Consider the following 23,881-nt stretch of genomic DNA (forward strand, 5'->3'; position numbering starts at 1 on the left):
GTGTACGGGGGGTGCACAGGGTGTACGGGGGGTGCACAGGGGGTGCCGGGGCAATCCGGCACATCCTGCATCAGCTGAACTTATGCGTGAAGAAAGGGTTAACTCAGTACCACGCATCCGGGATCTCCTCCTTGCGGCGGGCGACATAGGCGGCCAGTTCCTCTTTCACCGCCTCATCCATCGGCGGCGCCACATACTCGTTCAGCATCTGGTTCCAGCGCTCATAGGCGCGCTGGCGCATGTCCTTGGAACCGCCTTCCTCCCAGCTTTCGACGTTTTCGCTGTCGCTGAGTTTCGGCTCATAAAACGCAGTCTGGTAGTTGCGCATGGTGTGCCCGGAGCCCAGGAAATGCCCGCCCGGCGCCACTTCGGCGTAAGCATCGCGCGCCATCGCTTCGTCGCTGGTGTCCAGCCCCTGGCTCAGCACCTTCTGGTAGGACCCCAGCCGGTCCGCATCCATGATCAGCTTCTCGAACCCGGTGCACAGGCCGCCTTCCAGCCAGCCCGCCGAATGCAGCACATAATTGGCCCCGGCCAGCATGGTCGAATGCATCGAATCCGCGCTCTCATAGGCCGCCTGCGCATCCTCGATCTTGGACGCCGTCAGCGAGCCGCCGCAGCGCAACGGCAGCCCGGCGCGGCGCGCCAGCTGGCCGATGGCATAGTTCGAGATCACCGGCTCCGGCATCCCGAATGTCGGCGCGCCTGATTTCAGCGACATCGACGACAGAAAGTTGCCCAGCACAAATGGCGCGCCTGGCCGGACGATCTGGCTGAAGGCGCAGACCATCATCGCCTCCGCCATCGCCTGCGCCACCGACGCGGCGGTGGAGACCGGGCCCATCGCGCCCGTAAGGATAAACGGCACAACAATAATTCCCTGCCCGCGGGCGCAATAGGTGCGCACCGCCTCGGTCACCACTTTGTCGACCAGCAGCGGCGAATTGGTGTTCACGTTGCCCATGATCACGCAGTTGTTGTCCATGACATCCTTGCCAAAGACGATCTCGGCCATATCGACGCTGTCCTGCGCCCGGGACATTTCGGTGATGGCGCCCAGATGCGGTTTGTCGCTCAGCGTCATATGGGCAAACAGCATGTCGAAATGGCGTTTGGAGACCGGCACGTCGCAGGGTTCGCAGATCACAAACCCGCCGTGATGCAGGTTCGGATGCATGTAGGTGAGCTTCACCAGCTTCTCGAAGCTTTCCATATCGCCATAGCGCCGCCCGCCCTCCAGGTCGCGCACAAACGGCGCGCCGTAGATCGGGGCAAAAACCTGATTGGTGCCGCCGATGGTAACCGACCGTGCCGGGTTGCGGGCCAGCTGAGTGAACTCCCGCGGCGCCTTGGCGCAGAGCGACCGGATCCACTGGGCATCGGCCCGCACGGTGTCGCCGGTAATCTTCGCGCCCGCTTCCTTCCAGATCCGCAAGGCTTCGGGGTCGTCGCGGAAGGCGATGCCGACATCCTCGAAAATCCAGTCAACCTGGGCTTCCAGCCGGACCAGCTTTTCCTCGTCCAGCACGTCAAAGAACGGCAGCGTCCGCTGGATCCAGGGCGAGGCCGGAGCCCCGGCGGGGGCAGTGTTTCTGTCGCGGGATGCGCGGGCGCGTCGGGCCATGGGGCTCTCCATCTTCAGGCGTTGCGGCACAATAGGACCCGGCGCGGATGTTGTGACGGTTGAAAATTCTGATGATTTGGATAACACGCAGTTATGCAAGAACTCTGGAAACTCCTCACCAGCCCCCGCCACCTGATCGTCTTCGAGGCCGCCGCCAGGCATGGCTCGTTCACGCGGGCGTCGGAAGAATTGAACGTGCAGCAGCCTGCCGTCAGTGCGGCGATCAAGCAGATGGAAGCGTCTTTGGGCGTTATTTTATTCCGCCGCGGCCACCGCAAGGTGGAGCTGACGGGGGCGGGCATGCGGCTTTATACCGATGTCTCCAAGGCGCTGGAGGACATCCTGTCATCTGCCAAGGCCGTGCGGCAGTTCGGGCGCAATGACCATGTGACGCTCAACTGCTCCTCCGCTTTTGCATACTACTGGGTGATGCCAAGACTGGCCCAGCTGCATGAGGCGCACCCCGATATCGACCTGCGCCTGCAAAGCTCCGACAGGGAGCCGGATATCAATACCGAAGGCATCTCGCTGGCGGTGCGGCGCGGTGACGGCACTTGGCCGGACTGCCATTCCGCCCTGATCGCACCGGAGGTGATCTTTCCGGTGGCCAGCCCGAGGGTGATGGCCTCCGCCGTTAATCTGGCGACGGTGCCGAACCTGCTGCATGAGCGGCTGATCCATCTGGAGGAACCGATCCGCGAACGCCCCAGGTGGCAGCAATGGTTTGAGCATTTCGGCGTCACCGGCCGCCCGCCCGCCGCCGGGATGCGCCTTAACGACTATGCGCTGGTGCTGCAGGCGGCGATTGCGGGCGAAGGCTTTGCCTTCGGCTGGCAGCATGTGACCGAGCCGCTGATCAAACAGGGGCTGCTGGCCGCCCGCAAGGAGTGGTCCTGGACCACCGGCGCAGGGTTCTACCTGGTGTGGTCCAAGACCCAGGACCTGGCGCCCAATGCAGAACTGGTGCGGCAGTGGCTGTTGGAGATGGCCAGGCCCGGAACCGCGTGACTCACGCGGCGCCGAAGGTGTCCATGGCGCGCTGCATCGACCTGCGATGCGTCAGGTACAGCCGCCGCACAAAGGCGAGGATGAACAGCGCGGTCAGGATCAGCACGATGGTCGGCGCCGGCGCGCTGTCGAGGAAGAAGCTGGCATAGGTGCCCGCCAGCATCGAGAACATGCAGACCAGCACGGCAACCCACAGCATGGTGCTGAACTTGCGCACCACCAGGAACGCGATGGCGCCGGGGGCGATCAGCAGCCCGATCGCCAGGATCAGACCCGCCGCCTTGAGCGTTGCCACGATGGTCAGCGACAGCGCCGCCAGCAGCCCGTAGTGCAGCACCGTGACCGGCAGGCCGGAGGCCTGCGCCTGCGCCGGGTCGAAGCTGTGCAGCAGCAGGTCCTTCCACTTCAGCACCAGCGCCGCTCCGACCACCAGCGAGATGATGCCTGCGGTCCACAGCTCATCCGGCTCCACCCCCAGCATGTTGCCGAACAGGATGTGATCCAGATGCGCGTTGGTCTCCAGACCCACATACATCACGATGCCAAGCCCGAACATGCCGGAGAACACCACCCCCATCACCGTGTCCTGCTTGACCCGGCTGTTGCCCGCCAGAAAGCCGGTCGCCACCGCACACAGCATACCGGCGGCAAAGGCGCCGATGATCAGCGGGAAGCCCAGCACATAGGCCAGCACGATCCCCGGCAGCACCGCGTGGCTGACCGCGTCGCCCATCAGCGCCCAGCCCTTCATCACCAGGAAGCACGAGAGCAGAGCCGTGGGCACCGAAACGATCATGGAGATCCAAAAGGCGTTCTGCATGAACGCGAATTGGAACGGCATCAGCAGGGTATAGAGATCCATCACGCAGCCCCTTCTTGTGCCACGGGGCAGCGTTTCAGCGCCTCGCGCGCCTTGCGCTTGGCCGCCAGCAGCCCGTGTTTCGGGGCGAAGACAAAGACCACCAGGAAGATCAGCGTTTGCAGCGTTACGATGATGCCGCCGGTGGCGCCATCCAGGAAGTAGCTGGCGTATGCCCCAAGGAAGCTGGTGGCCGCGCCGATCAGCACTGACACCATGATCAGGCGCGGGAAGCGGTCGCACAGCAGATAGGCCGTGGCGCCCGGCGTCACAACCATGGCGATCACCAGGAACGCCCCCACGGTCTGCATCGCCGCCACGACAGAGGCCGACAGCAGCACAAAGAACACCGCCTTGAGCAGCCCGGGCCTGAGCCCGATGGTGCGGGCGTGGTTTTCGTCAAAGAAGGTGACCATCAGGTCCTTCCACTTGGCCAGCAGCACCGCCAGCGAGACAAAGCCGATGATCGCCAGCTGCAGCGTATCCTCCGGCGTGATCGCCAGGATGTTGCCCATGGTGATGGTCTGCACCGAGACCGACATCGGGCTGATCGAGACGATGAACAGGCCAAGCCCGAAGAAGGAGGTGAAGATCAGGCCGATGATCACATCGACCTTGAGGCCGGAGCGTTCCGAGAGGAACAGCATTGCCCCGGCCGCCAGCCCGCCGGCGATGAAGGCGCCCAGCGCAAAGGGCAGGCCCAGGATGTAGGCGCCCGCCACCCCCGGCACCACCGAGTGCGAGAGCGCGTCGCCAATGAGCGACCAGCCCTTGAGCATCAGATAGGCCGACAGGAAGGCGCAAACGCCGCCGACCAGCGCCGAGACCCACATCGCGTTTGTCATGTAGCCGTAGGTGAACGGCTCCAGCAGGTATTCCATCACTGCTGCCCTCCGCCCTCGCCCTTGCTTTCGCTGGTCTGGGTCTTTTCGCCGTATTGGACAAAGGGGCGCTCGTCGTCTGTCAGGATGGTGACCTCGCGGGTGTCGCCATCGTCATGCAGCGCATCGCCGCCGAGGGTGAAATGGCGCAGAACGCCACCGAAGGCGTGTTCCAGGTTCTCGCGGGTAAAGGTGGTTTCGGTCGGCCCGTAGCCCAGCACCGTGCCCTTGACCAGAACCGTGCGGTCGCAAAACTCCGGCACGCTGCCGAGGTTGTGGGTGGAGACCAGCATCACCCGGCCCTCTTCGCGCAGCTCGCGCAGTAGGGCGATGATCTGCTCCTCGGTCTTCACATCGACGCCGGTGAATGGCTCGTCCAGCAGGATCACCTGCCCGTCCTGTGCGAGCGCCCGGGCCAGGAACACCCGCTTGCGCTGGCCGCCGGACAGCTCGCCGATCTGGCGGTGGCGGAAGTCCTGCATATTAACCCGGCGCAGCGCCTGATCGACGGCCTCGTGGTCAGCCGCCTTGGGGCGGCGCAAGAAACCCATGTGGCCGTAGCGGCCCATCATCACAACGTCCTCGACCAGCACCGGGAAGGCCCAATCGACTTCCTCCGACTGCGGCACATAGGCGACCAGGTTCTTGCGCAGCGCCTCCTTGACGGTCATGCCGAGGATGCGGATCTCACCCTGCGCGGCCGGGACAAACCCCATGATCGCCTTGAACAGGGTCGACTTGCCGGCACCGTTCACCCCGACCAGCGCGGTGACGGTGCCGCGGGGAATGCCAAAGCTGGCATTCCACAGCGCGGTGTGGCCGTTGCGGTAGGTGACGGTGACATTCTGTGCGGCAATCCCGCCGTCCGCTGGTGCGGCGCTGGTATTCATGATGTGGGTCTCGCTGGCATCAAGCATTGGGCTTTCCCGCAGAGTTACACACAGAAATTGTGTTTTGTGAAATGAAACGCCCCGCAACTTCCGCTACGGGGCACTTGGATATGAAACAGAGTGGTTTTAGTTGGTCACTTCGGTCAGGCCGCGGGCCACGGTCTGCGATGTGACTTTGAGCAGATCCAAGTAAGTCGGCACCGGTCCGTCCGCTTCGCTGAGGGAGTCGACATAAAGCTCACCGCCGTAGGCCACGCCGGTTTCGCGGGCCACCTGCTCTGCCGGTGCGGTGTTCACGGTGCTTTCGCAGAACACCACCGGGATGTCATTGGCGCGCACGCCGTCGATCACTGCGCGCACCTGCTGCGGGGTGCCGACCTGGTCGGCGTTCATCGGCCACAGGTACAGCTCTTTCATGCCGAAATCGCGGGCCAGGTAGCTGAAGGCGCCTTCGCAGGTCACCAGCCAGCGCTTGTCCTCGGGGATCTCTGCGATCGAACGGCGCAGCGGCTCGATGGTAGCGCGCAGCTTGTCTTTGTATTCGCCTGCGTTCTTGACATAGATGGCGGCGTTTTCCGGGTCGTGCTCGGCAAAGGCCTCAACGATGTTGTCGATATAGATCAGCGCGTTATCCAGGCCCATCCAAGCATGCGGGTTGGGCTTGCCCTCATAAGAGCCGGCCGCGATCGGGATCGGGTCGATGCCGTCGGTCAGGGTCACGGAGGGCACGTCGTCCAGGTTCGACAGGAACTGCTCGAACCACAGTTCCAGGTTCATGCCGTTCCACAGGATCAGGTCGGCATCGGACGCCCGCACGATATCGCGCGGGGTCGGCTCATAGCCGTGAATTTCCGCCCCGGGCTTGGTGACTGAGACGACCTCAGCCGCGTCACCCGCCACATTGGCCGCCATGTCGGCGAGGACGGTGAAGGTTGTTACGACTTTCATCTTGTCTTCGGCCATGGCGGCGCTGGCGGTGACGGCCGCGATAGCGGCGGCGGACACTGTCTTGAGCAGGTTCGGGAACATCCGATTCTCCGTTTGAAGATGTCTTTGATGCACTGTTATTGCAAATCATTCGCAACTGTCAATGAAATTGAGAATGATTTGCAAAAGCGGCAGTTTCCCTTCGCACGCCACGGCCGGCACTTTCAGAAAATGCAAGGCGGCCCCTTGCAGCTGCACAGAGTGTGCCGGAAACGGCAGAACGGCTTACCGTGGGTACCGGGTCCTGCTGCGAGGGCCATCCCCCGTGATAGCCGTCAGCGACAGCGTATGGTCCATGTTCTTCATCCGGTGCCGCAGCATCTGCCGGGTCAGCCGGCTGAGGTCCCCGGAATATTCAGGCCGGCCCGCCACATTCTCCAGTTCCCCCCGTCCCTGGCTGTCGAACATCATCGGCGGCAGGTCGGCGGCGAATTCAACCAGCGTGAACCGCTCATCCCGCAGGATGCCAAGGCAGGAATCGCTGGCCGTGGTGCCCAGCTCCTGCTGCCACAGTGTCGGCTCAAGCGGCTCAGAGAAATCCAGCTCCGAGAAGGAATACTGCCGCCAGTCCTGCGGCACGTCCCCCCGCAGGAGCGGCAGCAGCGACCGCCCGTCCATGGAATTCGGCACCTGCCGCCCCCCCCATTCCAAAATGGTCGGCGTCACATCAATGGATTCAGTGATCTGAGACAGGCAGGCGCCCGCGTTCTGTTCGTTGCCCGGCATCCGGATGATCAGCGGCGTGTGGTAGGCGGCATCATAGACCGTCATCTTGCCCCAAGAATGCCGGTCGCCCAGCATTTCGCCATGGTCAGCAGTGATCACCACCATCGTGTTGTCATACTGTCCGCTGTCCTTGAGGAACTGAATTACCCGACCGACATGGTGGTCCACTTCTGTCGCCAGGCCCAGGTAGACCGCACGCAGGGTCTGGATGTTCTCATCCGTCGGCTCCAGATCCGGGAAGCCCTCGACAAAGCTCGCAGCGGTGCTTTTGCGCAGAAGCGGGCCAAAGAACGGGTGCTGGCCGGCTTCCTGTTCAGCATTTGCCAGCCGCTTCGGCAGCGGCAGGCTGGCCGGGTCATACATGCTGTTATAGGGCGCTGGGGCCACCAGCGGCGGGTGCGGGCGAATGTAGGTCAGATGTGCAAACCAGCTGTCCTTGCCGTGGGCCGGCATCGTATTCAGGAATGAGTTAGTCAGAAATGCTGTGTCACTGTCCTCTGCCGAGTACAGCGCCGGATCGTTCAGCCTGGGTGCGCCACCGTCCGGTGAAACTGGCTTGTAGACGTCCCAATAGCTCTCGAACTCATAGCCCCGGCTCATTAGATGCGATTGCCATGGATAGGACATCTCCAGCCGCATCTCGGTCATCTCATGAAAGCCGTTCATCGGATACTCGTAGGTCCGAAGCGCCGGATCGTTGGCGTCAAAGGCCCGCGGATCCTGAGACGTGTCTGTATAGCCGAACAGCAACGGCAAGTAGCCCGCCTTGCGCATCTCCGTGGCGACATTGGGCGTGTCGTGGCGCAGCGGTGTGCCGTTGCGGACCGACCGGTGGTTCATCGCATACTGGCCGGTCAGGATTGACGCGCGCGACGGCCCGCAAGGATTGGTCACCGAGAAATGCCGCTGGAAGGACACAGCCTCCTGCATGAAGGCGCGTATGTTGGGCAGGTCCACATGTTCCGCCAGCGCCCCGGTCAGGCAGTCAGCGCGCAGCTGGTCAATGATGATGAACAGGACATTCCGGTTTTCGGGGCGTGCGGCAGGCATCCGGGCTTCCTCGCTGGAACAAATCAGGTTTCCGGGGATAATCTGTGGCAGTCTGCGTGTGGATTACAAGTGCGGACTTTTTCGCGCGGCGGGACAGCTTGCCACAGTTAGCCAGCTGGCCATTCCCGGCTAATTTTAGCGATCAGACAGCCAGCCCCCGCGTGAACAGCTTACCGAATTCCGGCCGCTCATCATCCACACCCGCGAGCCGCAGCATATGCCAGCCCAGAGCCTGGTTGCTGGAAATCACCGGCACCCCTGTCTGCGCCTCAATCTCGGGAATGATCCGCAGGCAGCGCAGGTTGGTGCACGAAATCACGACAGCATCACAATCACCTTGCGCGGCCACTTGTCTAGCCGCATCTGCATTTGTTGCCTCGCTGATCCGCGCTACCACACGGTCGTCCTTCTGTTCAAACGAACCAAAACCCGCAATCTCAAACCCTGCCTCTTCCAGCTTGGCGCGCATCTGCGCCGATACTTCCGGCAAGTAAGGGGTCACAAACCCGAACCGGGCGGCGTCCAGCGCATTGCCGGCCGCAATGATGGCGGCCAGAGGATCGGTCACCTTGGCCGTGGGCAATACCGTCTGCACGGCTTCGGCCACCTTGGAAGAACCAATCACCGTGGAGGCCGAAGTGCAGCCATAGCCGATCACATCGAAATCCGGCATGGAGGGAAACAGCCGCGCCGAAGCAGGCAGGTCCGCCTGCATCTTTGCCAGTGTCTCAGGCCGCACCTCGGGCACCATCGGGATGCGGCTGTGATAGAGCGCCACACCCGGCTGCGCCATCATCCGGGAGAACTCCGGCTCCAGCGTCTCGTCTGTTTCAAGCACGATCACCCCCAGGGTGGCGCGGGTGCCGATGCCTGCGTCCGTGTCATATGGCAGCTTCATGGCCCGGGGCCTCCTTCAGATCACCGGCAGTTCCGGCGCGGCACGGACGGTCAGCAGTTCAGCGCCACCCGCACGCACCACGATGTTTTCTTCATGCACCATGATACGGCCATCGCCATAGCCCAGCGAAGGTTCCAGTGTCAGCACCATGTTCTCTTCGATCACCGTCCCGTCAAAGGCGGCGTGGGAGGGCCATTCCGTCAGCTGCATCCCCAGCCCGTGGCCCAGCCGCCCCACATCGCCGCCCTGATTGTCCATCTCCGCGATCACGGACTGCATCGCCTGGAAGAGCTCGCGGCAGGTGGCACCGGGTTTGGCCGCGGCAATCCCGGCCTCGGTCGCCCGCCACAGCACGTCATAGACGCGGCGTGACAGGTCATCGGCGCGGCCAATGGCAAAGTTGCGGTCGAAATCGCAGAAGTAGCCGTCCCAGGTCGCACCGGTGTCCAGCATCACGATGTCGCCCGCCTGCAAGGGCCGGCCGGTGGGCGGCGAGATCACGTCGCTGTAGCCGCTCTGATCGGCGCCGCCGACCAGATAAGGCACATCGTCTGCGCCCTGCGCCAGCGCTTCGCGCCGGAAGGCCCGGAACAGATCCTCGAACGGCTGGCCTTCATGAGCAATCTGCGGCACCTGCGCGAAAGTGCGGGAGCCGATGGCGCAGATATGGCGCAGTTTTTCGATCTCGGCGGCGGATTTCACCATCCGCAGGCTGCGCACCAGCGGGGTGGCATCCGCCACCTTCAGCCCCGGCATCCCCGCCATCAGCCGCTCATAGTCGCCCAGCGGCATCCGCAAAGAGGTCTCATGCCCCTTCATCAGACCGATGGAACCGCCACGGGAGGCAACCGGCGACAGCAGCTCTGTCAGCAGGCTGATGCCGTCATCCTCGGGCGCCGGGGCGCTCCAGGTGCGGATGTCCTCGATCCAGGTGCGGCGCATCAGGTCGGCGCCGATCTCCGGGATGATGGCAACCGGCTTGCCCGCGGGCGGCACAAACAGGAACCAGGGCCGGGTCGGACTTTGCCAGAACAGCGTGTGAAAGCCGCTGAAATAGCGCACTTCCGGCTCGGCCAGCAGCAGAAGCCCATCAAGCCCCTGCTGTGCCATCAGCGCCTGCGCTTTTTCAGTGCGGGCCGCAAATTCCGCTTCCGGGAACCCGCGTGCGGGCGCGTCAGACATGGTCTTTCCCTTCCATGATCGCGGCATAGATCGCCGGATCGGTGACCCCCTCGGAGCCGATCAGCAGCACGCGCGAGCTTTCATCCAGGCCCAGCGTTTCTTTCATTTCCGGCGACTGACAAGCCGCGATCAATGCGGACAGGCCCGCCACTGCGCTTTCGCCCGCCTCCACCACCGGATCGCCGGTTTCGCCATTGGCCAGCAGCCGCACCGCGGGCGCCACGATGCTGTCGGGGATGGTCACGAAGTCCGAGGCCTCCTCTGCCAGGACCTGCCAGGCCATTTCCGACGGCTCACCGCAGGAGAGGCCCGCCATGATGGTTTCTTCCTTGATGGCGAAGTTGGTCGCCTTGCCATTGCGGGCGCTGTCGAACAGGCAGGCCGCAAGCTCAGGCTCAACGATCACGACCCGCGGCGCCTCGGTCCCGTAGTACTGCCGCAGCGCCGCCGCGACCGAGGCCGCCAGCCCGCCGACGCCGCCCTGCAGGAACACATGGGTGGGGGGCTGCTCCAGCGCCTCGCAGGCCTCGCGGGTCATCACGCTGTAGCCGGCCATCACGTCGCGCGGCGGCTCGGTGTAGCCTTCCCAGGAAGTGTCGGAAACCACGAACCAGCCGTTTTCCGCTGCCTCTTTCTTGGCCAGCAGCACCGAGTCGTCATAGTCACCTTCGATCCGGATCACCTCGGCGCCCAGCTCGCGCATGGCCACGGCGCGGCCCTCGCTGACTTCGGCATGGATATAGATCCGGCAGGGCGCGCCAAAGCGCTGGCAGCCCCAGGCCAGCGAGCGGCCATGGTTGCCGTCGGTGGCCGAGACCAGGGTGATCCCGGCGCAGGCGTCCTTATGAGCGCCCTTGCGGATTTCCTCCAGGCTGACGTCCTGGCCCAGTTGCTTGCTCAGCTCCCGCTGCAGCACCCGCATCGCCGCATAAGACCCGCCCAGCGCCTTGAAGCTGCCTAGGCCGAACCGCGGGCCCTCATGCTTGTAGTCGATCCGGCCCACACCGGTCTGCGCCGCAAGCCCGGCCAAGGAGACCAGCGGTGTCTCTTCATACCCCTCCCAGGCGGTGATCTCCGCTTGCGCGTTGGCGAAGTCCTGTTCCGACAAAACACTATAGGCAGCTTCGCCGGGTTTCGGGCTCCCTGCCGTGTGGCGCAGGGCAACAGCAAATTGTTCAAGCATCGTCAGTCCTTTCCCGCTGGCAGCCGGTCCCGCACCAGCTGCACCCAGAACTCCGCGCCGATGGGCAGCAGAGCGTCGTTGAAATCATAATCCGCCGCGTGCAGCGGCTGGCCGTGCGGCCCCTCTTCGCCATTGCCCAAGAGCAGAAAGCAGCCGGGCACGGCGTTGGCGAAATGGGCGAAATCCTCGGAGAAGCTCATCGGCGGGCGGTTGCGGATCACCTCGCAGCCCGCGGCCTCGCCTGCGCGATAGACGGCCTCGGCCGGGCCTGCGGCGTTGATGGTCTCTACAAACTCGGTGTTGAAGCTTACCTCCACCTCCACCGCATGGGTGGCGGCAACTCCGGCGGCGATCTGGCGCATGAACCGCTCCACCGCCGCGCGGTCGGCGGGCATGCGGGCGCGCACGTCGCCTTTCAGCACCGCGTGGCCCGGCAGCACATTGCGCTGGCCGTCGGTCAGAAACTCGGTCACAGACACCACCGCCCCGGCCCCCGGCGCCAGCTTGCGCGAGACGATGGTTTGCAGCGCCAGCACCATTTCGGCCCCGACGGTGATGGCATCCACCCCCGCCTGCGGCATCGAGGCATGGCCGCCCTGCCCCTTGATCGCAATCTCGAACAGGCTCTCGCTGCTGCAGATCTGCCCCGGCCGGGTCGAGACCTGACCCACCGGCGCGCCCGGCAGATTGTGGATGGCATAGACCTCCTCGATCGGGAAGCGTTCCAGCACGCCCTCGGCAATCATCGCCTGCGCGCCCAGCCCGTGCTCCTCGTTGGGCTGAAACAGGAACACGACGGTGCCGTCAAACCCCTGCTCTTGCGCCAGCCGTTCGGCAGCGCCCAAGAGCATCGTCATGTGGCCGTCATGGCCGCAGGCATGCATCTTGCCCGGCGTTTCCGAGACATAACCGTGGGTTGAGGTTTCGGTGATCGGCAGCGCATCCATGTCCGCCCGCAGGCCGATGGCACGGTTTCCGTTGCCAGCCCGCAGCAGCCCTATGACGCCGGCGCCTTCATGCACCTCCAGCCCCAAGACGCGCAGATGCTCCGCAACCTTCGCCCTGGTGCGCTCCTCCTGAAAGCCAAGTTCAGGGTGGCGGTGAAAATCCCGGCGCAGTGCGGTCAGGCGGTCCAGAAATGTAGTCATGCGCGCGCTCCAAGCCAGTTGCAGCGACATTAGGCTGCGAACCGCGACTTGGCGCATAGAATTCAGGCCATCAGGAGACGATTTTCATCCTTGTTTCACCGTTTTGCGTTGAAACTCGTACCACACCATCGGCCACTGCCACTAGATTTCCCCACCCTTTTCCAGCAGGTCCTCGATCAGCTGCGGCTGAATTCCCGGGCTGTCACCGCTGCCGAATTGCAGGGCGCCGCCGGAACACAAGCCATCGCAATTGCCCGCAGCCAAGTCATGACAGAAACTCCCCTCAGCATTCCATCTCAGGCTAATGCGCTCCTGCCCAAGCTGCCATGCACAGATGAGTGAACCACAGCAGTTGGGAGGCGGGAGCAATTCGGAACGATCTGCAAAATCAACGGAACGAACAGAGATTAATCGTTCACCCCGGCGGATCTAACTTCAGTCTACCGGGCCGCAGAGCCTGTTTGCACACCTGAACCTGATGAGGAAAACCATGAAAACGCTTCTGACAACCGCTCTGATTTCGCTTTCTGCTGCGCTGGCGGCCCCGGCCTATGCCGCAGATGAAATCAACGTTTCCAACGGCATCTCAGCCGGCGGTGCGCCGCTGGCAGCCCATGGAGTCGATCTGGTGGCGCTGCTGGACAGCCGCAACCCAGTGGAGGGCATGGCGACTTATACGGCCACCGTGGACGGCGCCTCCTATTACTTCGCGTCTGAGGAAAACAAAACCGCGTTCGAGGCCAACCCGTCGAAATACCTGCCCCAGCACGGCGGCTTCTGCTCCTACGGCGTGTCGGTGGGAAAGAAATTCGACGGCGACCCGGACCAGTACCTGGTGCATGACGGCAAGCTGTTCCTGTTCCTGAACGCTGCCACCCGCGCCGCCTTCCTGGAAGACGTGGCTGGCACCGCCAAGACCGCGGACAACCAGTGGGGCAAGATCAAGCACACCGCGGTTGACGCGCTCTGACCCCGCCTGACAGAGGGCAGGCAGACCCACGTTCCGTCCTGCCTGCCTTCGGCCCGCAGCTGCTGCGTCAGCTGCGGGTGTTTTTGGAAAGCTGGTGTTTACGGCAGTGTTTCGCCCGCCTCGCGGCGGGTTTCAATTACCGCCATCGCCTTGGCCAGGGCTTCTTCGATGCTAAGATCGCTGGTGTCGATCAGAATCGCATCCGCTGCGGGGCGCAACGGCGCCTCGGCGCGGTTCATGTCGCGCTCGTCCCGGGCCTTGACGTCGCCCAGCACCTCCTCGAGGGTCGTCACCTTGCCCGCAGCAGCCAGTTCCAGGAAACGGCGGCGGGCACGCACTTCGGCGCTGGCGGTGACAAAGAATTTCACCTGCGCGTAGGGGCAGATCACGGTGCCGATGTCGCGTCCGTCCAGCACCGCGCCGCCTGCGCGGCGAGCAAAGGCGCGCTGGAAATCCACCAGTGCCGCGCGCACCTCGGCGATCACCGCCACCTTGGATGCGGCCTGCGCCACCTCCGGCCCGCGCAAGTCTCCACGTGCCAGATCCTCAGGCGTCAGGTTTCGCGCAGCCTCAACCGGCGCCGCGCCGTCCAGCATCTTGGCGCCAACAGCGCGGTACAAGAGGCCGGTGTCCAGATGGCCAAAACCATAGTGCGCGGCCAGCGCCTTGGACAGCGTGCCCTTGCCCGCAGCCGCAGGCCCGTCAACGGCGATGGTGAAGCTCTCGCTCATGTGCGCTCCAGCTTGGCGCCGAGGCTTCCCATCAGGGTCTCGAAGATCGGGAAGGAGGTGGCGATCGGGCTGCCGTCGTCGACAGAGACCGGGTTCTGCGCCCCCATGCCCATCACCATGAAGGACATGGCGATGCGGTGGTCCAGGAAGCTCTCGCAGGTGCCGCCGCCCGGCACGCCGTCGATGCCCAGACCGGTGACTTCCCACCAGTCCTCGCCTTCTTCAACAGTAACACCGTTGGCACGGAGGCCTTTGGCCATCGCGTCGATGCGGTCGCTTTCCTTGACCCGCAATTCCTTGACGCCTGCCATCATGGTCTTTCCTTCCGCGAAGGAGGCCACCACCGACAGCACCGGGTATTCATCGATCATCGAGGCGGCACGCTCGGGCGGCACTTCGATGCCCTTCATGCCCGGCGAGTACTTGGCGCGCAGATCGGCGACCGGCTCGCCACCCTCTTCGCGCATGTTCTCGAACGTCAGGTCCGCGCCCATGTCCTGCAGGGTGTAGTAGAGGCCGGCGCGGGTCGGGTTCAGGCCGATGTTGGGCACCAGCACATCAGAGCCGGGGGTGATCAGCGCGGCACAGACCGGGAAGGCCGCGGAGGACGGGTCGCGCGGCACCGCGATTACTTGCGGTTTCAGCTCGGGCCGGCCGGTCAGGGTGATGACGCGGCCCTCTTCGGTGTCCTCGGTGGTGATCTCGGCGCCGAAACCGGCCAGCATCCGTTCGGTATGGTCGCGGGTGGCTTCCTTCTCGATCACCACGGTTTTGCCGGGCGCGTTGAGGCCTGCAAACAGCACTGCCGATTTCACCTGCGCCGACGGTACCGGCACCTCATAGCGAACCGGTACAGGGTCCGCCGCGCCGACTATGGTCATCGGCAGGCGGCCGCCGGAGCGGCCGACGGACTGGGTGCCGAACAGTGCCAGCGGGTCAGTCACGCGCGCCATCGGGCGTTTATTCAGGGAGGCATCGCCGGTGAAGGTCGCAGTGATCGGAGAGGTCGCCATCACCCCCATGATCAGCCGTACCCCGGTGCCGGAATTGCCGCAGTCGATCACATTGCCAGGCTCTGCAAAGCCGCCGACACCAACGCCGAATACCGACCAGTTGCCGCCGCCATGGTTCACCACTTCGACGCCAAAGGCCTGCATCGCCTTGGCGGTGTCCAGCACATCCTCGCCCTCCAGCAGGCCGGAGATCTTGGTTTCCCCAACCGACAGTGCGCCCAGGATCAGCGAGCGGTGCGAGATCGACTTGTCGCCGGGCACCTCTGCCACGCCCTTGAGAGCGTCAGCACGGTGGGAGGTCATCGGGATGGGCGTGCCGTGTCCGGACATGGGGCTTCCTTCGTCTGTCGGTCGTTCGTCTGTTCGTTTGCGCTATCGGTAACGGATTGAATCTGGCCGGTCCAGCGTAATTGGCCTCAGCCCAGGCGGCGGAAGGTCAGGTAATGCGGGGTGCGGCCTTCGCGCAGGGCCTTCTGCTCGTAGCGGGTGGAAATCCAGTCCGCCCACGGCTGGCGCCAGTCGGCTGGGCCTTCCGCCAGCCATTCGAAACCCGCTTTCGGAACCTCTTCCAGAGTCTGGCGCACATAGTCGGGGATATCGGTCGCCACGCGGAAGATCGCGCCCGGCTTCAGGCAGCGGGCCAGCGGCTCCAGATGCTCCTGCGTCACAAAACGGCGGCGGTGGTGGCGGGCCTTGGGCCAGGGGTCGGGATAAAGCAGGAAGGCACGCGAAACGGACGCCTCCGGCAGCACATCCATCAGGTCGCGGGCATCGCCGGGGTGCACGGCGATATTGTCCGCGCCCGCGTTGCGGATCTTTCCCAAGAGCATCGCGACGCCGTTGATGAAGGGCTCGGCGCCGATGATGCCAACGCCCGGGTTGCTGACCGCCTGATGCACCAGATGCTCACCGCCGCCGAATCCGACTTCGAGCCAGACATCCTTGCCGCCGAACAGCGCCTCCAGGTCCAGCGGGGTCCGGTCCGGGTTTTCATCCCAGCCGACTGCACCGGGGCTGAGGCTTGCCAGGTCCTCGTCCAGATAGCGCTTCTGGCTGTCCTTCAGGGTCTTGCCCTTGAAGCGGCCGTAGAAGTTGCGCCAGGGCGCGCCGCTGGCGTGTTTTTCGGCCGCATTGGTGGCGGCAGGCTGGGCATCCTTGGACTGGTCGTCGCGGGGCTTCTGGTCGCCGGACATGCGTCTGGGCTCCTGTTCGAGGCGTCTTTTGAAAGGCTGGCGCCCCTGTGCCGCAAGCAGGACTGCGGGTCAAGCCATCTAGGGGTTTTGCCCCGGCCGCAGCTCGCGCAGAACGCCCGCTGCGATCAGCCGCAGACGGCTGGGATACCACTCCCCGTCCGGATCCGTGCGTAAGGTCTCAATGGCAAAGCCAGGATCCACTCCGCGCGCCACCATGTAGCTGAGATGCTCGTAGATTTCGCGCTGGGTGTCCTCATAGATCCAGGAGCCGAACTCAAACGGTGTTGCCCAGCGACGGCGCTTGCGTTCGCTGCGGTAGTACTTATGCACGGCCTCGGACGGCCAGTTGCGCTGGTGAAAGCCGATGCTGGAGCCGATTGTCATCCGCCTGCGTTCGCCGGCCAGAAAGACATCCACGCAAGCACTGATGCAAGTGCCGTCGACGAGCGTATCCAGCCCGTATTCCAACACCAGCCCGGCAATTTCCTCGCCCGCGTAAACACTGCCACCGACGCTGTTGAGCTGCAATTCGGAAATCTCAGGGCTTTGCTTCAGGATGTCCCGCAGGTGCGCGACGTCCTCTTCGGTGATCTCCGCCAGCCCGTCTGTCACATCTGTTTCGGTGTCATAAACCAGTGTCTTTCCCTGCAGACTGAATTTCTGCGGCAAACCCTCCCTAGCGGCGGCAGCAGACACCAGAACCAAGAAGAAAAGGATAAGCATTTTGCGCAAAATTGCAGCCCCGGCAGCTGAAAGAACCTTGTCCGGCACTATGGCGCAGGCTTCCGTTTCGCTCCACCCCCAACAGGTCAGCGGTTCTGTCCAAATGTTTCGTGCGCGAAACATCCGGTCAGCAGTGCTGACCGGTGCGCCGCAGCGCAGCAAGGCGCCGTGCCCAACGGGCGAGGTGCATTCAGCGAATGCGCGGAGCCAGGCGGGAGCCGCCCCGAAATGAAAAAGCGGGCCGTGCGGCCCGCTTTTTGTTATGTCCCGGCCTCAAACCGCTTTCTTCAGCGCCTCGGCCAGATCGGTGCGCTCCCAGCTGAAGCCGCCGTCGGCATCCGGTTCGCGGCCAAAGTGGCCATAGGCCGCGGTGCGCTGGTAGATCGGCTTGTTCAGCCCCAGGTGCGAGCGGATGCCGCGCGGGGTCAGATCCATGACCTGATCGATCGCCCGTTCGATCGCCGCCGGGTCGACCTCGCCGGTGCCATGGGTTTCGGCATAGATCGACAGAGGCTTGGAGACACCGATCGCATAAGAAAGCTGGATGGTGCATTTCTCCGCCATGCCCGCGGCCACCACGTTCTTGGCCAGGTAGCGCGCGGCATAAGCCGCCGAGCGGTCCACCTTGGTCGGATCCTTGCCGGAAAACGCACCGCCGCCGTGCGGGGCTGCGCCGCCGTAAGTGTCCACGATGATCTTGCGCCCGGTGAGGCCCGCATCGCCATCCGGGCCACCGATCACGAACTTGCCGGTCGGGTTGACGTGCCAAACGGTGGCATCGGTCAGCCAGCCGTCAGGCAGGGTTTCGCGGATGTAGGGCTCCACAATGGCGCGGATGTCATTTGAGGTCAGCGATTCATCGAAGTGCTGGGTCGACAGCACCAGCGAACTGATGCCCACCGGCTTGCCGCCTTCATAGACCACCGACAGCTGCGATTTGGCATCCGGGCCAAGGGCCGGCTCGGTGCCGTTCTTGCGCACCTCAGCCAGGCGGCGCAGGATCGCATGGCTGAACTGGATCGGCGCCGGCATCAGCGCATCGGTTTCGTTGGTGGCAAAGCCGAACATGATGCCCTGGTCGCCTGCGCCTTCGTCCTTTTCACCAGAAGCATTAACGCCCTGCGCGATATGCGCGGATTGCTCGTGCAGCAGGTTGGTCACTTCCACGGTTTCGTGGTGGAACTTGTCCTGCTCGTAGCCGATGTCCTTGATGCAGGCCCGGGTGATCTCGTCGATCCTGCCCATGTAGTCGTGCAGCTTGTCCTGATCGGACAGGCCCACCTCGCCCCCGATGACGACACGGTTCGTGGTGGCAAAGGTCTCAGCCGCCACCCGCGCCTCGGGTTCTTCCGCCAGGAAAGCGTCCAGAACAGCATCGGAAATGCGGTCGCAGACCTTATCCGGGTGGCCCTCGGAAACCGATTCCGAAGTGAAGGTGTAGTTCATACGGGTCATGAAAAGTGCTCCATTGGTTCATCCTTGCCACGCCAGGAAGCCGTTGTGGCAGGTATCAAGCCGCATTACGCGGCCCATCCGCGCGGGTCAATCTATATTCGGGTACAGTTAAGCAGCTATGACCGCGGCGCAAGAGCGCGGGGCAGAAAGATTGCCGCACCTGCGATGATCAGGCACAGGAGAAACACCGGCCAGTCTCCGGTCCGGCTGTACAGGGTGGGCGGCAACGGCGCAGGCAGGGGCGCGTCGATAAAGCCGGCCTCGCCCAGAGGCAGTCTGTCCAGAAGCGTCCCGTCCGGCGCAATCATGGCCGACACCCCGGTATTCGCGGCCCGGATCATTGGCAGCCCCTGCTCCAGCGCCCGCATCCGGGCCTGCACAAGGTGCTGATAGGGGCCTGAGCGGGTGCCGAACCAGGCGTCATTGGTGATCTGCACCAGCATATCGGGACGGGTTTCGGCGGCGTTCACATCGTGCGGGAAAACAGCCTCATAGCATATCAGCGGCAGGGCGCTCCCGATCGGCAGATCCAGCAGCTGCGCCCCGGGTCCGGCGGCATACCCTGCCCCCGCTTGGGAAGCAAAGCCATGGATACCGAAACGGGCCATAAAGTTGCCGAACGGCACATATTCCCCGAACGGCACCAGATGCGCCTTGTCGTAGGTGGCGGCCGGCAGGCCGTCTGAATCCAGCAGCACGGCAGAGTTGTAGTAAGCGCCGCCCTCCTCGCGCTGAATACCCAGCAGGACCGGCACGCGGCCAGCGCCTTCGGCGATAACCTGCAGCGTGTCTTCTGCATAGTTCAGCAGCTGCGGCACAGCGGTTTCCGGCCAGACGATCAGGTCCGGACGCGGGTTCCCAGCAGAAAATGCCAGCGCGCGGCGGACAAACTCCCACCTGTGGTCCGGGTGCCATTTCAGGTTCTGCGGCGCATTGGGCTGGACGATGCGCACGGTCTTGCTGGTCAGCTCTGTTGCAGAGGGGGCTGGAGCGGCCAGGATTGCTGCCGCCACCAGCGCCGGCGGAAGCAGAGCCGCGGCAGAATTTTTCCGCAGCAGGCCCAGCGGCAGGAACGCTGCAAGCGTCAGCAGCGCCAGCCCTTGCGGCCCGGTCCAAGGCAGCAGGTTTGCGGCGGGCGTATCGAGCCAGAACTGACCGAAAGCGGCCCAGGGAAAACCAGTGAGCAGATAGGCGCGGGCGAATTCCGCAAGCGACCACACGGCGGCCAGCATCGGAATGCGCAACGCACCGCGGCTGAAACGGGCAGCGATACCAAAAGCCGCCCCCCAGAACAGGGCAAGGCCGGCGGCCAGGAAGACGAGCGCAAAGGGCGCCATCCAAGCGTGGCGGTCGGGGTCGATCTGAAAGGGTTCAATTATCCACGAGAGGCCGAAGGCGAAATAACCCAGCCCGAACAGCCATCCAGCCAGACAAGAGGCGCGGGCAGAGGCTGCCTGAAGCACCAGCCAGCCAGCCGCGGCCAAGGCAAGCGGCAGCCCGGGGAGCATGTGCCAGGGTGCCAGCGCCAGCGACAGCAGCGCACCGCTCCCAAGGGCCAGCGCCGCCGGGGCCAGCCGGAGCTGGCGCGCGGCCTGCCGCAGCCCGAGTGACATCATGCAGCTGCTTCCGGCAACCGCACCCGCAGCCGTTTGATCCGCCGCGGGTCGGCATCCATGACCTCAAACTCGGCGCCCTCCGGATGTTCGATCACCTCACCGCGGGCAGGCACCCGGCCGGACAGCATGAAGACCAGCCCGCCAAGCGTGTCGATCTCCTCCTCGTCCACGTCATCGTGACTGGTCAGCGAATGGCCGGTCTCGGCCTCGAACTCCGGCAGCGAGGTGCGGGCCAGCGCAATGTAGCAGCCCGGCTTTTCCTCAAACCAGGTTTGCAGCTCATCGGCGTCGTGCTCATCCTCGATCTCCCCCACCACCTGTTCGATCAAGTCCTCGATGGTGACAAGACCATCCACCCCGCCGTATTCATCGATCACCAGCGCCATGTGGCGGCGTTCAGCCTGCATCTTGGTCAGCAGTACCCCGATCGGCATCGAGGGCGGCACGAACAGCAGCGGGCGCAGCATCTTCGAAAGATCGAATTCGGAGGTGCCGCCGTTGAAACCATGGGTGAGAGAGAAATCCTTGAGGTGGACAAACCCCAGCGGCGTGTCCAGCGTGCCCTCATAAACAGGAATGCGGGTAAAGCCGCTTTGCCGGAAAATGCCGACCAGGTCATCCTTGGCGACAGTGACCGGCACAGCGGCAATTTCGGCAGAGGGGATGGCAACGTCCTCAACCCGCATCCGGCGCAGGTTGATCATGCCGTGCGGACCGGATCCGGGCGCAGGCTGTTCGCCGCCAGTGTCCTGGACGTCCTGCGGATCGGGGCTGAATACGCTGCGCAGCCGCGTCCACAATCCGGTGTTTTCAGAGGCCGGTGCATCCGCAGCCGTGCCATTGATGTCCTGCAGCGCGCCCTGCGCCGCGTTAGAACTGCCTTCTATGTCGCCCATCTTTCCATTCCAAAAACCCCGGTCACGGGGCGTCCTCACTCATATATGGGTTCGCGACACCCAGTTTGCCAAGTAGCAGGATCTCAATCCCCTCCATCAATGCGGCATCGCGGTCACGAATGTGATCATAACCCAAAAGATGCAACAGTCCGTGAATGATCAGGTGTCGGGTATGATCGGCCAGGGATTTACCCGCTTCCACGGCCTCGCGGGCGCAGGTATCATAGGAAATCGCGATGTCGCCCAGCGGAATTTCCCCAGTAAAATCAGCTTCCGGCGGCAGCGGCGCGCCGCCATCTTCCTCTGCCGAAAGCTCCTCTGCCGGCCAACTCAGCACATTGGTGGCTTTGTCCTTGTCCCGGAATTCAGCATTGAGTTCAGCAATGCGCGGATCATTGCAGGCCAAAAGCGAAATTTCGCAGGCTTCCTGGTCAAGTGCAAAATGCGCCAGCACCGCGGCGGTAGCTTCTTCCGCCAGTGCTGCAAGCCCGGCGTCCTGCCAGCGGCTGTCTTCGATGGTGATGTCGATCGTCATTGTAAGGTTTCGCAAGCGGGGGCCAGCCCCCGCACCCCCGGAGTATTTTCACAAAGAAGAAGCCCCGCGGGTTTCTCTGCGTCAGGCTGGTGTTGAATCCGCGTCATAGGCTTCAATGATCGCGGCCACAAGCGGGTGACGCACCACATCACGGGCGGTGAAATAGTTGAAGCTGATCTTGGGGATGGTTTTCAGAAGCCGTTCAGCATCGGCCAGGCCCGATTGCACCCCGCGCGGCAGGTCGACCTGGGAGCGGTCGCCGGTGATCACCATGCGCGACCCCTCGCCCAGGCGGGTGAGGAACATCTTCATCTGCATGGTGGTAGCGTTCTGCGCCTCGTCCAAAACCACGAAGGCATTGGAGAGCGTGCGGCCGCGCATAAAGGCCAGCGGTGCGATTTCGATCCGCTTGTCCTCAATCAGCTTGGCCAGCTGTTTGCCCGGCAGGAAATCGTTCAACGCGTCATAAAGCGGCTGCATGTAAGGATCGACCTTGTCCTTCATGTCGCCGGGCAGGTAGCCGAGCTTCTCTCCGGCCTCCACCGCCGGGCGGGACAGGATGATGCGGTCGACGTGGCCGGTGATGAACATGGAAACGCCCACGGCAACGGCCAGATAGGTCTTGCCGGTGCCTGCGGGGCCAATGCCAAAGGCCAGCTCATGCTCGAACAATGACTGCACATAGGCTTTTTGCGCCTCGGTGCGCGGTTCCACCAGTTTCTTGCGGGTCTTGATCTCCACCCGGCCGCCGCGGAACATCTGCAGCTGGCCATCGGGCTCGGCATCATCGCTGTCCGGTCCCATCCGCAGTTCGCGGTCAATATCGCCGCTTTCCACACTGCGGCCGGTTTCCAGCCGGTCATAAAGAGCGGTCAAGACGCCGGCGGCCTGTTCACGCGCAGAATCCTCACCCATCACCGACAGCTGATTGCCGCGGCGGACGATCTGCACGCCCAGTTTCTGTTCGATGTCAGCCAGGTTGCGATCATATTCGCCGCACAGGTCGATCAGCAATCGGTTATCAGGAAATTCCAGCAGCACTTCGTGGGTTGCGGTCTGGGTCTGCGGGTCATTCAGGGCGCTGATGGCCAAGCTGATCTCCTCAATCTGGCGTTGCCCCTTCAGTCTGCCTCTGCGGCGGCGTTTGCGCAAGCAGGCGCTGTGCAAAATCACTTTTTTGAAACAAAAACAGCCGCCCCGATGGGCGGCTGCAAATCAAGCGTAATGCAAGTCTCAGATCGGATCCGCAAAGGTCGACCCGTCCTTGAACGGGCCGGTGGCCAGCGTGGGCGGAATGTCGCTGTTGCACACCGGCTTCCCGTCGGGCGTGCGGCGCAGATCGGCGTAACCTTCAAGGCCATCGTCGATGATCCAATGCTCGCAGCCGTTCGGGTCAACCCAGATGCCGGCGGTCAGGTTGGACAAATGATTGTTGCTGCCATCGCCAACGTGGGCATCGCGGGTTTTATCTAATGCTTCGCTGCAGGCACCAAGCAGGGAAATCACCGCAACAAGACCAAGCGTTCTCTTCATCATCATGATTTTTCCCTTCAGCGCAGGCAAAAGATTTCGACACGGCGGTTCTGCGCCATGTTGGCAGCGCTGGTGTTGGGCACCCGCGGATCACGCTCGCCGTAGGCCCGCACGCCTGCAATACGCGCACCGGCCGAACGGCCAACCGCAGCCACGGCATTTGCACGGCGCTCGGACAGGCGGATGTTGTATTCATCCGATGCTCTGCTGTCGGTATGGCCTGCAACGATGAAAGAGCGCGCACCGTTGCCCTGCGCCTGCTGGAAAAACTCGAGCAGGCGCTGTTTGCCTGCTGCATTGATGTAATGCCTGTCAGTGGCAAAGAACTGGTCTGTCGGCATCACGCCGCAGATATTGCCGCGGCGGCAAACGGGTTTGCCATCTGGTTTAACATGCGGAGTCATGTAGCCTTCAGCGCCATCGTCCATCACCCAGTGCTCACAGCCATCCGGGTCGACCCAGATGGTCGGCACATAGCGTTCACCTTTGATGGTTCGCTGCTGTGATTGGGCGCTCGCAGGCGCAGCGGCGATGCTGAGCGCAGCCGCGGCAGCAGCGGCTAGCGCAATCGCCTTGTGCAGTTTAAATGTCAACACAACCGAAATTCCTTCACCTAAGCCCCCAGGGAGCTGTCTCAAACCTGGCCACCCCATAGGCCACAAGAGTAAATCTATCTGATTTTAAGTTAAAACGTTCCCAAAATCGGACGAATGCACAAGCGGATTTAACGCCTTCGCAAGACACTCAGCTCAGCTCCACGGAATTGTTGCTGAACGCGAA

The 23,881-nt window shown here is 63.4% G+C and carries 23 protein-coding genes and 1 riboswitch; of the genes, 2 read left to right on the forward strand and 21 right to left on the reverse strand.

Going from position 1 to position 23,881, the window contains the following annotated elements; translation table 11 throughout:
• Nucleotides 1–103 precede the first annotated feature (103 nt).
• Nucleotides 104–1,624 carry a trimethylamine methyltransferase family protein gene (locus tag GKC28_RS22265; protein WP_174149177.1) on the reverse strand — a complete coding sequence of 507 codons (1,521 nt, stop codon included), beginning with the start codon at nucleotides 1,622–1,624 and terminating at the stop codon, nucleotides 104–106.
• Nucleotides 1,625–1,717: 93 nt separating this feature from the next.
• Between GKC28_RS22265 and GKC28_RS22270 the strand changes: the two genes are divergently transcribed.
• Nucleotides 1,718–2,632: a LysR substrate-binding domain-containing protein gene (locus GKC28_RS22270; protein WP_174149178.1), complete on the forward strand. Its 915-nt coding sequence runs from the start codon at nucleotides 1,718–1,720 to the stop codon at nucleotides 2,630–2,632.
• A 1-nt stretch (nucleotide 2,633) separates the two neighbouring features.
• On the opposite strand, the gene GKC28_RS22275 is transcribed toward GKC28_RS22270, so the two are convergent.
• From GKC28_RS22275 to GKC28_RS22315, 9 genes are all read right to left on the reverse strand, one after another.
• Nucleotides 2,634–3,494 (reverse strand): metal ABC transporter permease, encoded by an 861-nt coding sequence (locus tag GKC28_RS22275; RefSeq protein ID WP_174149179.1) that lies wholly within the window; start codon nucleotides 3,492–3,494, stop codon nucleotides 2,634–2,636.
• Nucleotides 3,494–4,372 carry a metal ABC transporter permease gene (locus tag GKC28_RS22280; protein ID WP_174149204.1) on the reverse strand — a complete coding sequence of 293 codons (879 nt, stop codon included), beginning with the start codon at nucleotides 4,370–4,372 and terminating at the stop codon, nucleotides 3,494–3,496. Before GKC28_RS22280 ends, GKC28_RS22275 begins: the two co-directional genes overlap by 1 nt.
• On the reverse strand, nucleotides 4,372–5,289 hold the full coding sequence (locus GKC28_RS22285) for a manganese/iron ABC transporter ATP-binding protein (protein WP_302480815.1): 918 nt from the start codon (nucleotides 5,287–5,289) through the stop codon (nucleotides 4,372–4,374). Before GKC28_RS22285 ends, GKC28_RS22280 begins: the two co-directional genes overlap by 1 nt.
• A gap of 99 nt (nucleotides 5,290–5,388) precedes the next feature.
• A complete protein-coding gene (locus GKC28_RS22290; RefSeq protein WP_174149180.1) occupies nucleotides 5,389–6,291 on the reverse strand; it encodes a metal ABC transporter substrate-binding protein in 903 nt (300 codons plus the stop codon).
• Nucleotides 6,292–6,474: 183 nt separating this feature from the next.
• Complete coding sequence (locus GKC28_RS22295) at nucleotides 6,475–8,025, reverse strand: sulfatase-like hydrolase/transferase (protein ID WP_174149181.1); 1,551 nt, start codon at nucleotides 8,023–8,025, stop codon at nucleotides 6,475–6,477.
• A gap of 142 nt (nucleotides 8,026–8,167) precedes the next feature.
• Nucleotides 8,168–8,923 carry an aspartate/glutamate racemase family protein gene (locus GKC28_RS22300; RefSeq protein WP_174149182.1) on the reverse strand — a complete coding sequence of 252 codons (756 nt, stop codon included), beginning with the start codon at nucleotides 8,921–8,923 and terminating at the stop codon, nucleotides 8,168–8,170.
• Nucleotides 8,924–8,938: 15 nt separating this feature from the next.
• On the reverse strand, nucleotides 8,939–10,105 hold the full coding sequence (locus GKC28_RS22305) for a Xaa-Pro peptidase family protein (RefSeq protein WP_174149183.1): 1,167 nt from the start codon (nucleotides 10,103–10,105) through the stop codon (nucleotides 8,939–8,941).
• Nucleotides 10,098–11,288, reverse strand: coding sequence for a diaminopropionate ammonia-lyase (locus tag GKC28_RS22310; RefSeq protein WP_174149184.1), 1,191 nt, complete (start codon nucleotides 11,286–11,288; stop codon nucleotides 10,098–10,100). The genes GKC28_RS22305 and GKC28_RS22310 overlap by 8 nt, the downstream gene beginning before the upstream one ends.
• Before the next feature lie 2 nt (nucleotides 11,289–11,290).
• Entirely contained in the window at nucleotides 11,291–12,436 is a 1,146-nt protein-coding gene (locus tag GKC28_RS22315; protein WP_174149185.1) for an amidohydrolase, read from the reverse strand.
• A 490-nt stretch (nucleotides 12,437–12,926) separates the two neighbouring features.
• Between GKC28_RS22315 and GKC28_RS22320 the strand changes: the two genes are divergently transcribed.
• A complete protein-coding gene (locus tag GKC28_RS22320; RefSeq protein ID WP_174149186.1) occupies nucleotides 12,927–13,406 on the forward strand; it encodes a YHS domain-containing (seleno)protein in 480 nt (159 codons plus the stop codon).
• 98 nt (nucleotides 13,407–13,504) lie between these two features.
• On the opposite strand, the gene GKC28_RS22325 is transcribed toward GKC28_RS22320, so the two are convergent.
• From GKC28_RS22325 to GKC28_RS22375, 11 genes are all read right to left on the reverse strand, one after another.
• Nucleotides 13,505–14,137, reverse strand: coding sequence for a d(CMP) kinase (locus tag GKC28_RS22325; protein ID WP_174149187.1), 633 nt, complete (start codon nucleotides 14,135–14,137; stop codon nucleotides 13,505–13,507).
• Nucleotides 14,134–15,480, reverse strand: coding sequence for a 3-phosphoshikimate 1-carboxyvinyltransferase (aroA, locus tag GKC28_RS22330; RefSeq protein ID WP_174149188.1), 1,347 nt, complete (start codon nucleotides 15,478–15,480; stop codon nucleotides 14,134–14,136). The genes GKC28_RS22325 and aroA overlap by 4 nt, the downstream gene beginning before the upstream one ends.
• 86 nt (nucleotides 15,481–15,566) lie before the next feature.
• Nucleotides 15,567–16,343, reverse strand: coding sequence for a tRNA (guanosine(46)-N(7))-methyltransferase TrmB (locus tag GKC28_RS22335; RefSeq protein ID WP_174149189.1), 777 nt, complete (start codon nucleotides 16,341–16,343; stop codon nucleotides 15,567–15,569).
• A 78-nt stretch (nucleotides 16,344–16,421) separates the two neighbouring features.
• A complete protein-coding gene (locus GKC28_RS22340) occupies nucleotides 16,422–17,066 on the reverse strand; it encodes a hypothetical protein (protein WP_174149190.1) in 645 nt (214 codons plus the stop codon).
• A gap of 273 nt (nucleotides 17,067–17,339) precedes the next feature.
• Nucleotides 17,340–18,521 carry a methionine adenosyltransferase gene (gene metK / locus GKC28_RS22345; RefSeq protein WP_174149191.1) on the reverse strand — a complete coding sequence of 394 codons (1,182 nt, stop codon included), beginning with the start codon at nucleotides 18,519–18,521 and terminating at the stop codon, nucleotides 17,340–17,342.
• A gap of 6 nt (nucleotides 18,522–18,527) precedes the next feature.
• Nucleotides 18,528–18,576: riboswitch (SAM-SAH riboswitch) on the reverse strand.
• A 61-nt stretch (nucleotides 18,577–18,637) separates the two neighbouring features.
• Nucleotides 18,638–20,137: an apolipoprotein N-acyltransferase gene (gene lnt / locus GKC28_RS22350; RefSeq protein WP_174149192.1), complete on the reverse strand. Its 1,500-nt coding sequence runs from the start codon at nucleotides 20,135–20,137 to the stop codon at nucleotides 18,638–18,640.
• On the reverse strand, nucleotides 20,134–21,033 hold the full coding sequence (locus tag GKC28_RS22355; protein WP_174149193.1) for a hemolysin family protein: 900 nt from the start codon (nucleotides 21,031–21,033) through the stop codon (nucleotides 20,134–20,136). The genes lnt and GKC28_RS22355 overlap by 4 nt, the downstream gene beginning before the upstream one ends.
• Before the next feature lie 22 nt (nucleotides 21,034–21,055).
• A complete protein-coding gene (gene ybeY / locus GKC28_RS22360; RefSeq protein WP_174149194.1) occupies nucleotides 21,056–21,568 on the reverse strand; it encodes an rRNA maturation RNase YbeY in 513 nt (170 codons plus the stop codon).
• An 81-nt stretch (nucleotides 21,569–21,649) separates the two neighbouring features.
• The gene (locus tag GKC28_RS22365) at nucleotides 21,650–22,660 is read right to left on the reverse strand and encodes a PhoH family protein (RefSeq protein WP_174149195.1); all 1,011 of its coding nucleotides are present in this window, start codon (nucleotides 22,658–22,660) and stop codon (nucleotides 21,650–21,652) included.
• A 141-nt stretch (nucleotides 22,661–22,801) separates the two neighbouring features.
• Nucleotides 22,802–23,107 carry a hypothetical protein gene (locus GKC28_RS22370; protein WP_174149196.1) on the reverse strand — a complete coding sequence of 102 codons (306 nt, stop codon included), beginning with the start codon at nucleotides 23,105–23,107 and terminating at the stop codon, nucleotides 22,802–22,804.
• An 11-nt stretch (nucleotides 23,108–23,118) separates the two neighbouring features.
• On the reverse strand, nucleotides 23,119–23,697 hold the full coding sequence (locus GKC28_RS22375) for an OmpA family protein (protein ID WP_368041160.1): 579 nt from the start codon (nucleotides 23,695–23,697) through the stop codon (nucleotides 23,119–23,121).
• Nucleotides 23,698–23,881 lie beyond the last annotated feature (184 nt).

It is taken from the genome of Leisingera sp. ANG59, assembly GCF_013317235.1.
Lineage (GTDB): Bacteria > Pseudomonadota > Alphaproteobacteria > Rhodobacterales > Rhodobacteraceae > Leisingera.

Excerpts from the sequence above, each read along its gene's own strand:
- lnt (WP_174149192.1), bottom strand. The coding sequence starts at position 20,137 with ATGATGTCACTCGGGCTGCGGCAGGCCGCGCGCCAGCTCCGGCTGGCC.
- GKC28_RS22305 (WP_174149183.1), bottom strand. The coding sequence starts at position 10,105 with ATGTCTGACGCGCCCGCACGCGGGTTCCCGGAAGCGGAATTTGCGGCC.
- GKC28_RS22280 (WP_174149204.1), bottom strand. The coding sequence starts at position 4,372 with ATGGAATACCTGCTGGAGCCGTTCACCTACGGCTACATGACAAACGCG.
- GKC28_RS22315 (WP_174149185.1), bottom strand. The coding sequence starts at position 12,436 with ATGACTACATTTCTGGACCGCCTGACCGCACTGCGCCGGGATTTTCAC.
- GKC28_RS22285 (WP_302480815.1), bottom strand. The coding sequence starts at position 5,289 with ATGCTTGATGCCAGCGAGACCCACATCATGAATACCAGCGCCGCACCA.
- GKC28_RS22265 (WP_174149177.1), bottom strand. The coding sequence starts at position 1,624 with ATGGCCCGACGCGCCCGCGCATCCCGCGACAGAAACACTGCCCCCGCC.
- GKC28_RS22275 (WP_174149179.1), bottom strand. The coding sequence starts at position 3,494 with ATGGATCTCTATACCCTGCTGATGCCGTTCCAATTCGCGTTCATGCAG.
- aroA (WP_174149188.1), bottom strand. The coding sequence starts at position 15,480 with ATGTCCGGACACGGCACGCCCATCCCGATGACCTCCCACCGTGCTGAC.
- GKC28_RS22335 (WP_174149189.1), bottom strand. The coding sequence starts at position 16,343 with ATGTCCGGCGACCAGAAGCCCCGCGACGACCAGTCCAAGGATGCCCAG.
- ybeY (WP_174149194.1), bottom strand. The coding sequence starts at position 21,568 with ATGACGATCGACATCACCATCGAAGACAGCCGCTGGCAGGACGCCGGG.
- GKC28_RS22290 (WP_174149180.1), bottom strand. The coding sequence starts at position 6,291 with ATGTTCCCGAACCTGCTCAAGACAGTGTCCGCCGCCGCTATCGCGGCC.
- GKC28_RS22355 (WP_174149193.1), bottom strand. The coding sequence starts at position 21,033 with ATGGGCGACATAGAAGGCAGTTCTAACGCGGCGCAGGGCGCGCTGCAG.
- GKC28_RS22325 (WP_174149187.1), bottom strand. The coding sequence starts at position 14,137 with ATGAGCGAGAGCTTCACCATCGCCGTTGACGGGCCTGCGGCTGCGGGC.
- GKC28_RS22370 (WP_174149196.1), bottom strand. The coding sequence starts at position 23,107 with ATGATGATGAAGAGAACGCTTGGTCTTGTTGCGGTGATTTCCCTGCTT.
- GKC28_RS22295 (WP_174149181.1), bottom strand. The coding sequence starts at position 8,025 with ATGCCTGCCGCACGCCCCGAAAACCGGAATGTCCTGTTCATCATCATT.
- GKC28_RS22300 (WP_174149182.1), bottom strand. The coding sequence starts at position 8,923 with ATGAAGCTGCCATATGACACGGACGCAGGCATCGGCACCCGCGCCACC.
- GKC28_RS22320 (WP_174149186.1), top strand. The coding sequence starts at position 12,927 with ATGAAAACGCTTCTGACAACCGCTCTGATTTCGCTTTCTGCTGCGCTG.
- GKC28_RS22310 (WP_174149184.1), bottom strand. The coding sequence starts at position 11,288 with ATGCTTGAACAATTTGCTGTTGCCCTGCGCCACACGGCAGGGAGCCCG.
- GKC28_RS22340 (WP_174149190.1), bottom strand. The coding sequence starts at position 17,066 with ATGCTTATCCTTTTCTTCTTGGTTCTGGTGTCTGCTGCCGCCGCTAGG.
- metK (WP_174149191.1), bottom strand. The coding sequence starts at position 18,521 with ATGACCCGTATGAACTACACCTTCACTTCGGAATCGGTTTCCGAGGGC.
- GKC28_RS22270 (WP_174149178.1), top strand. The coding sequence starts at position 1,718 with ATGCAAGAACTCTGGAAACTCCTCACCAGCCCCCGCCACCTGATCGTC.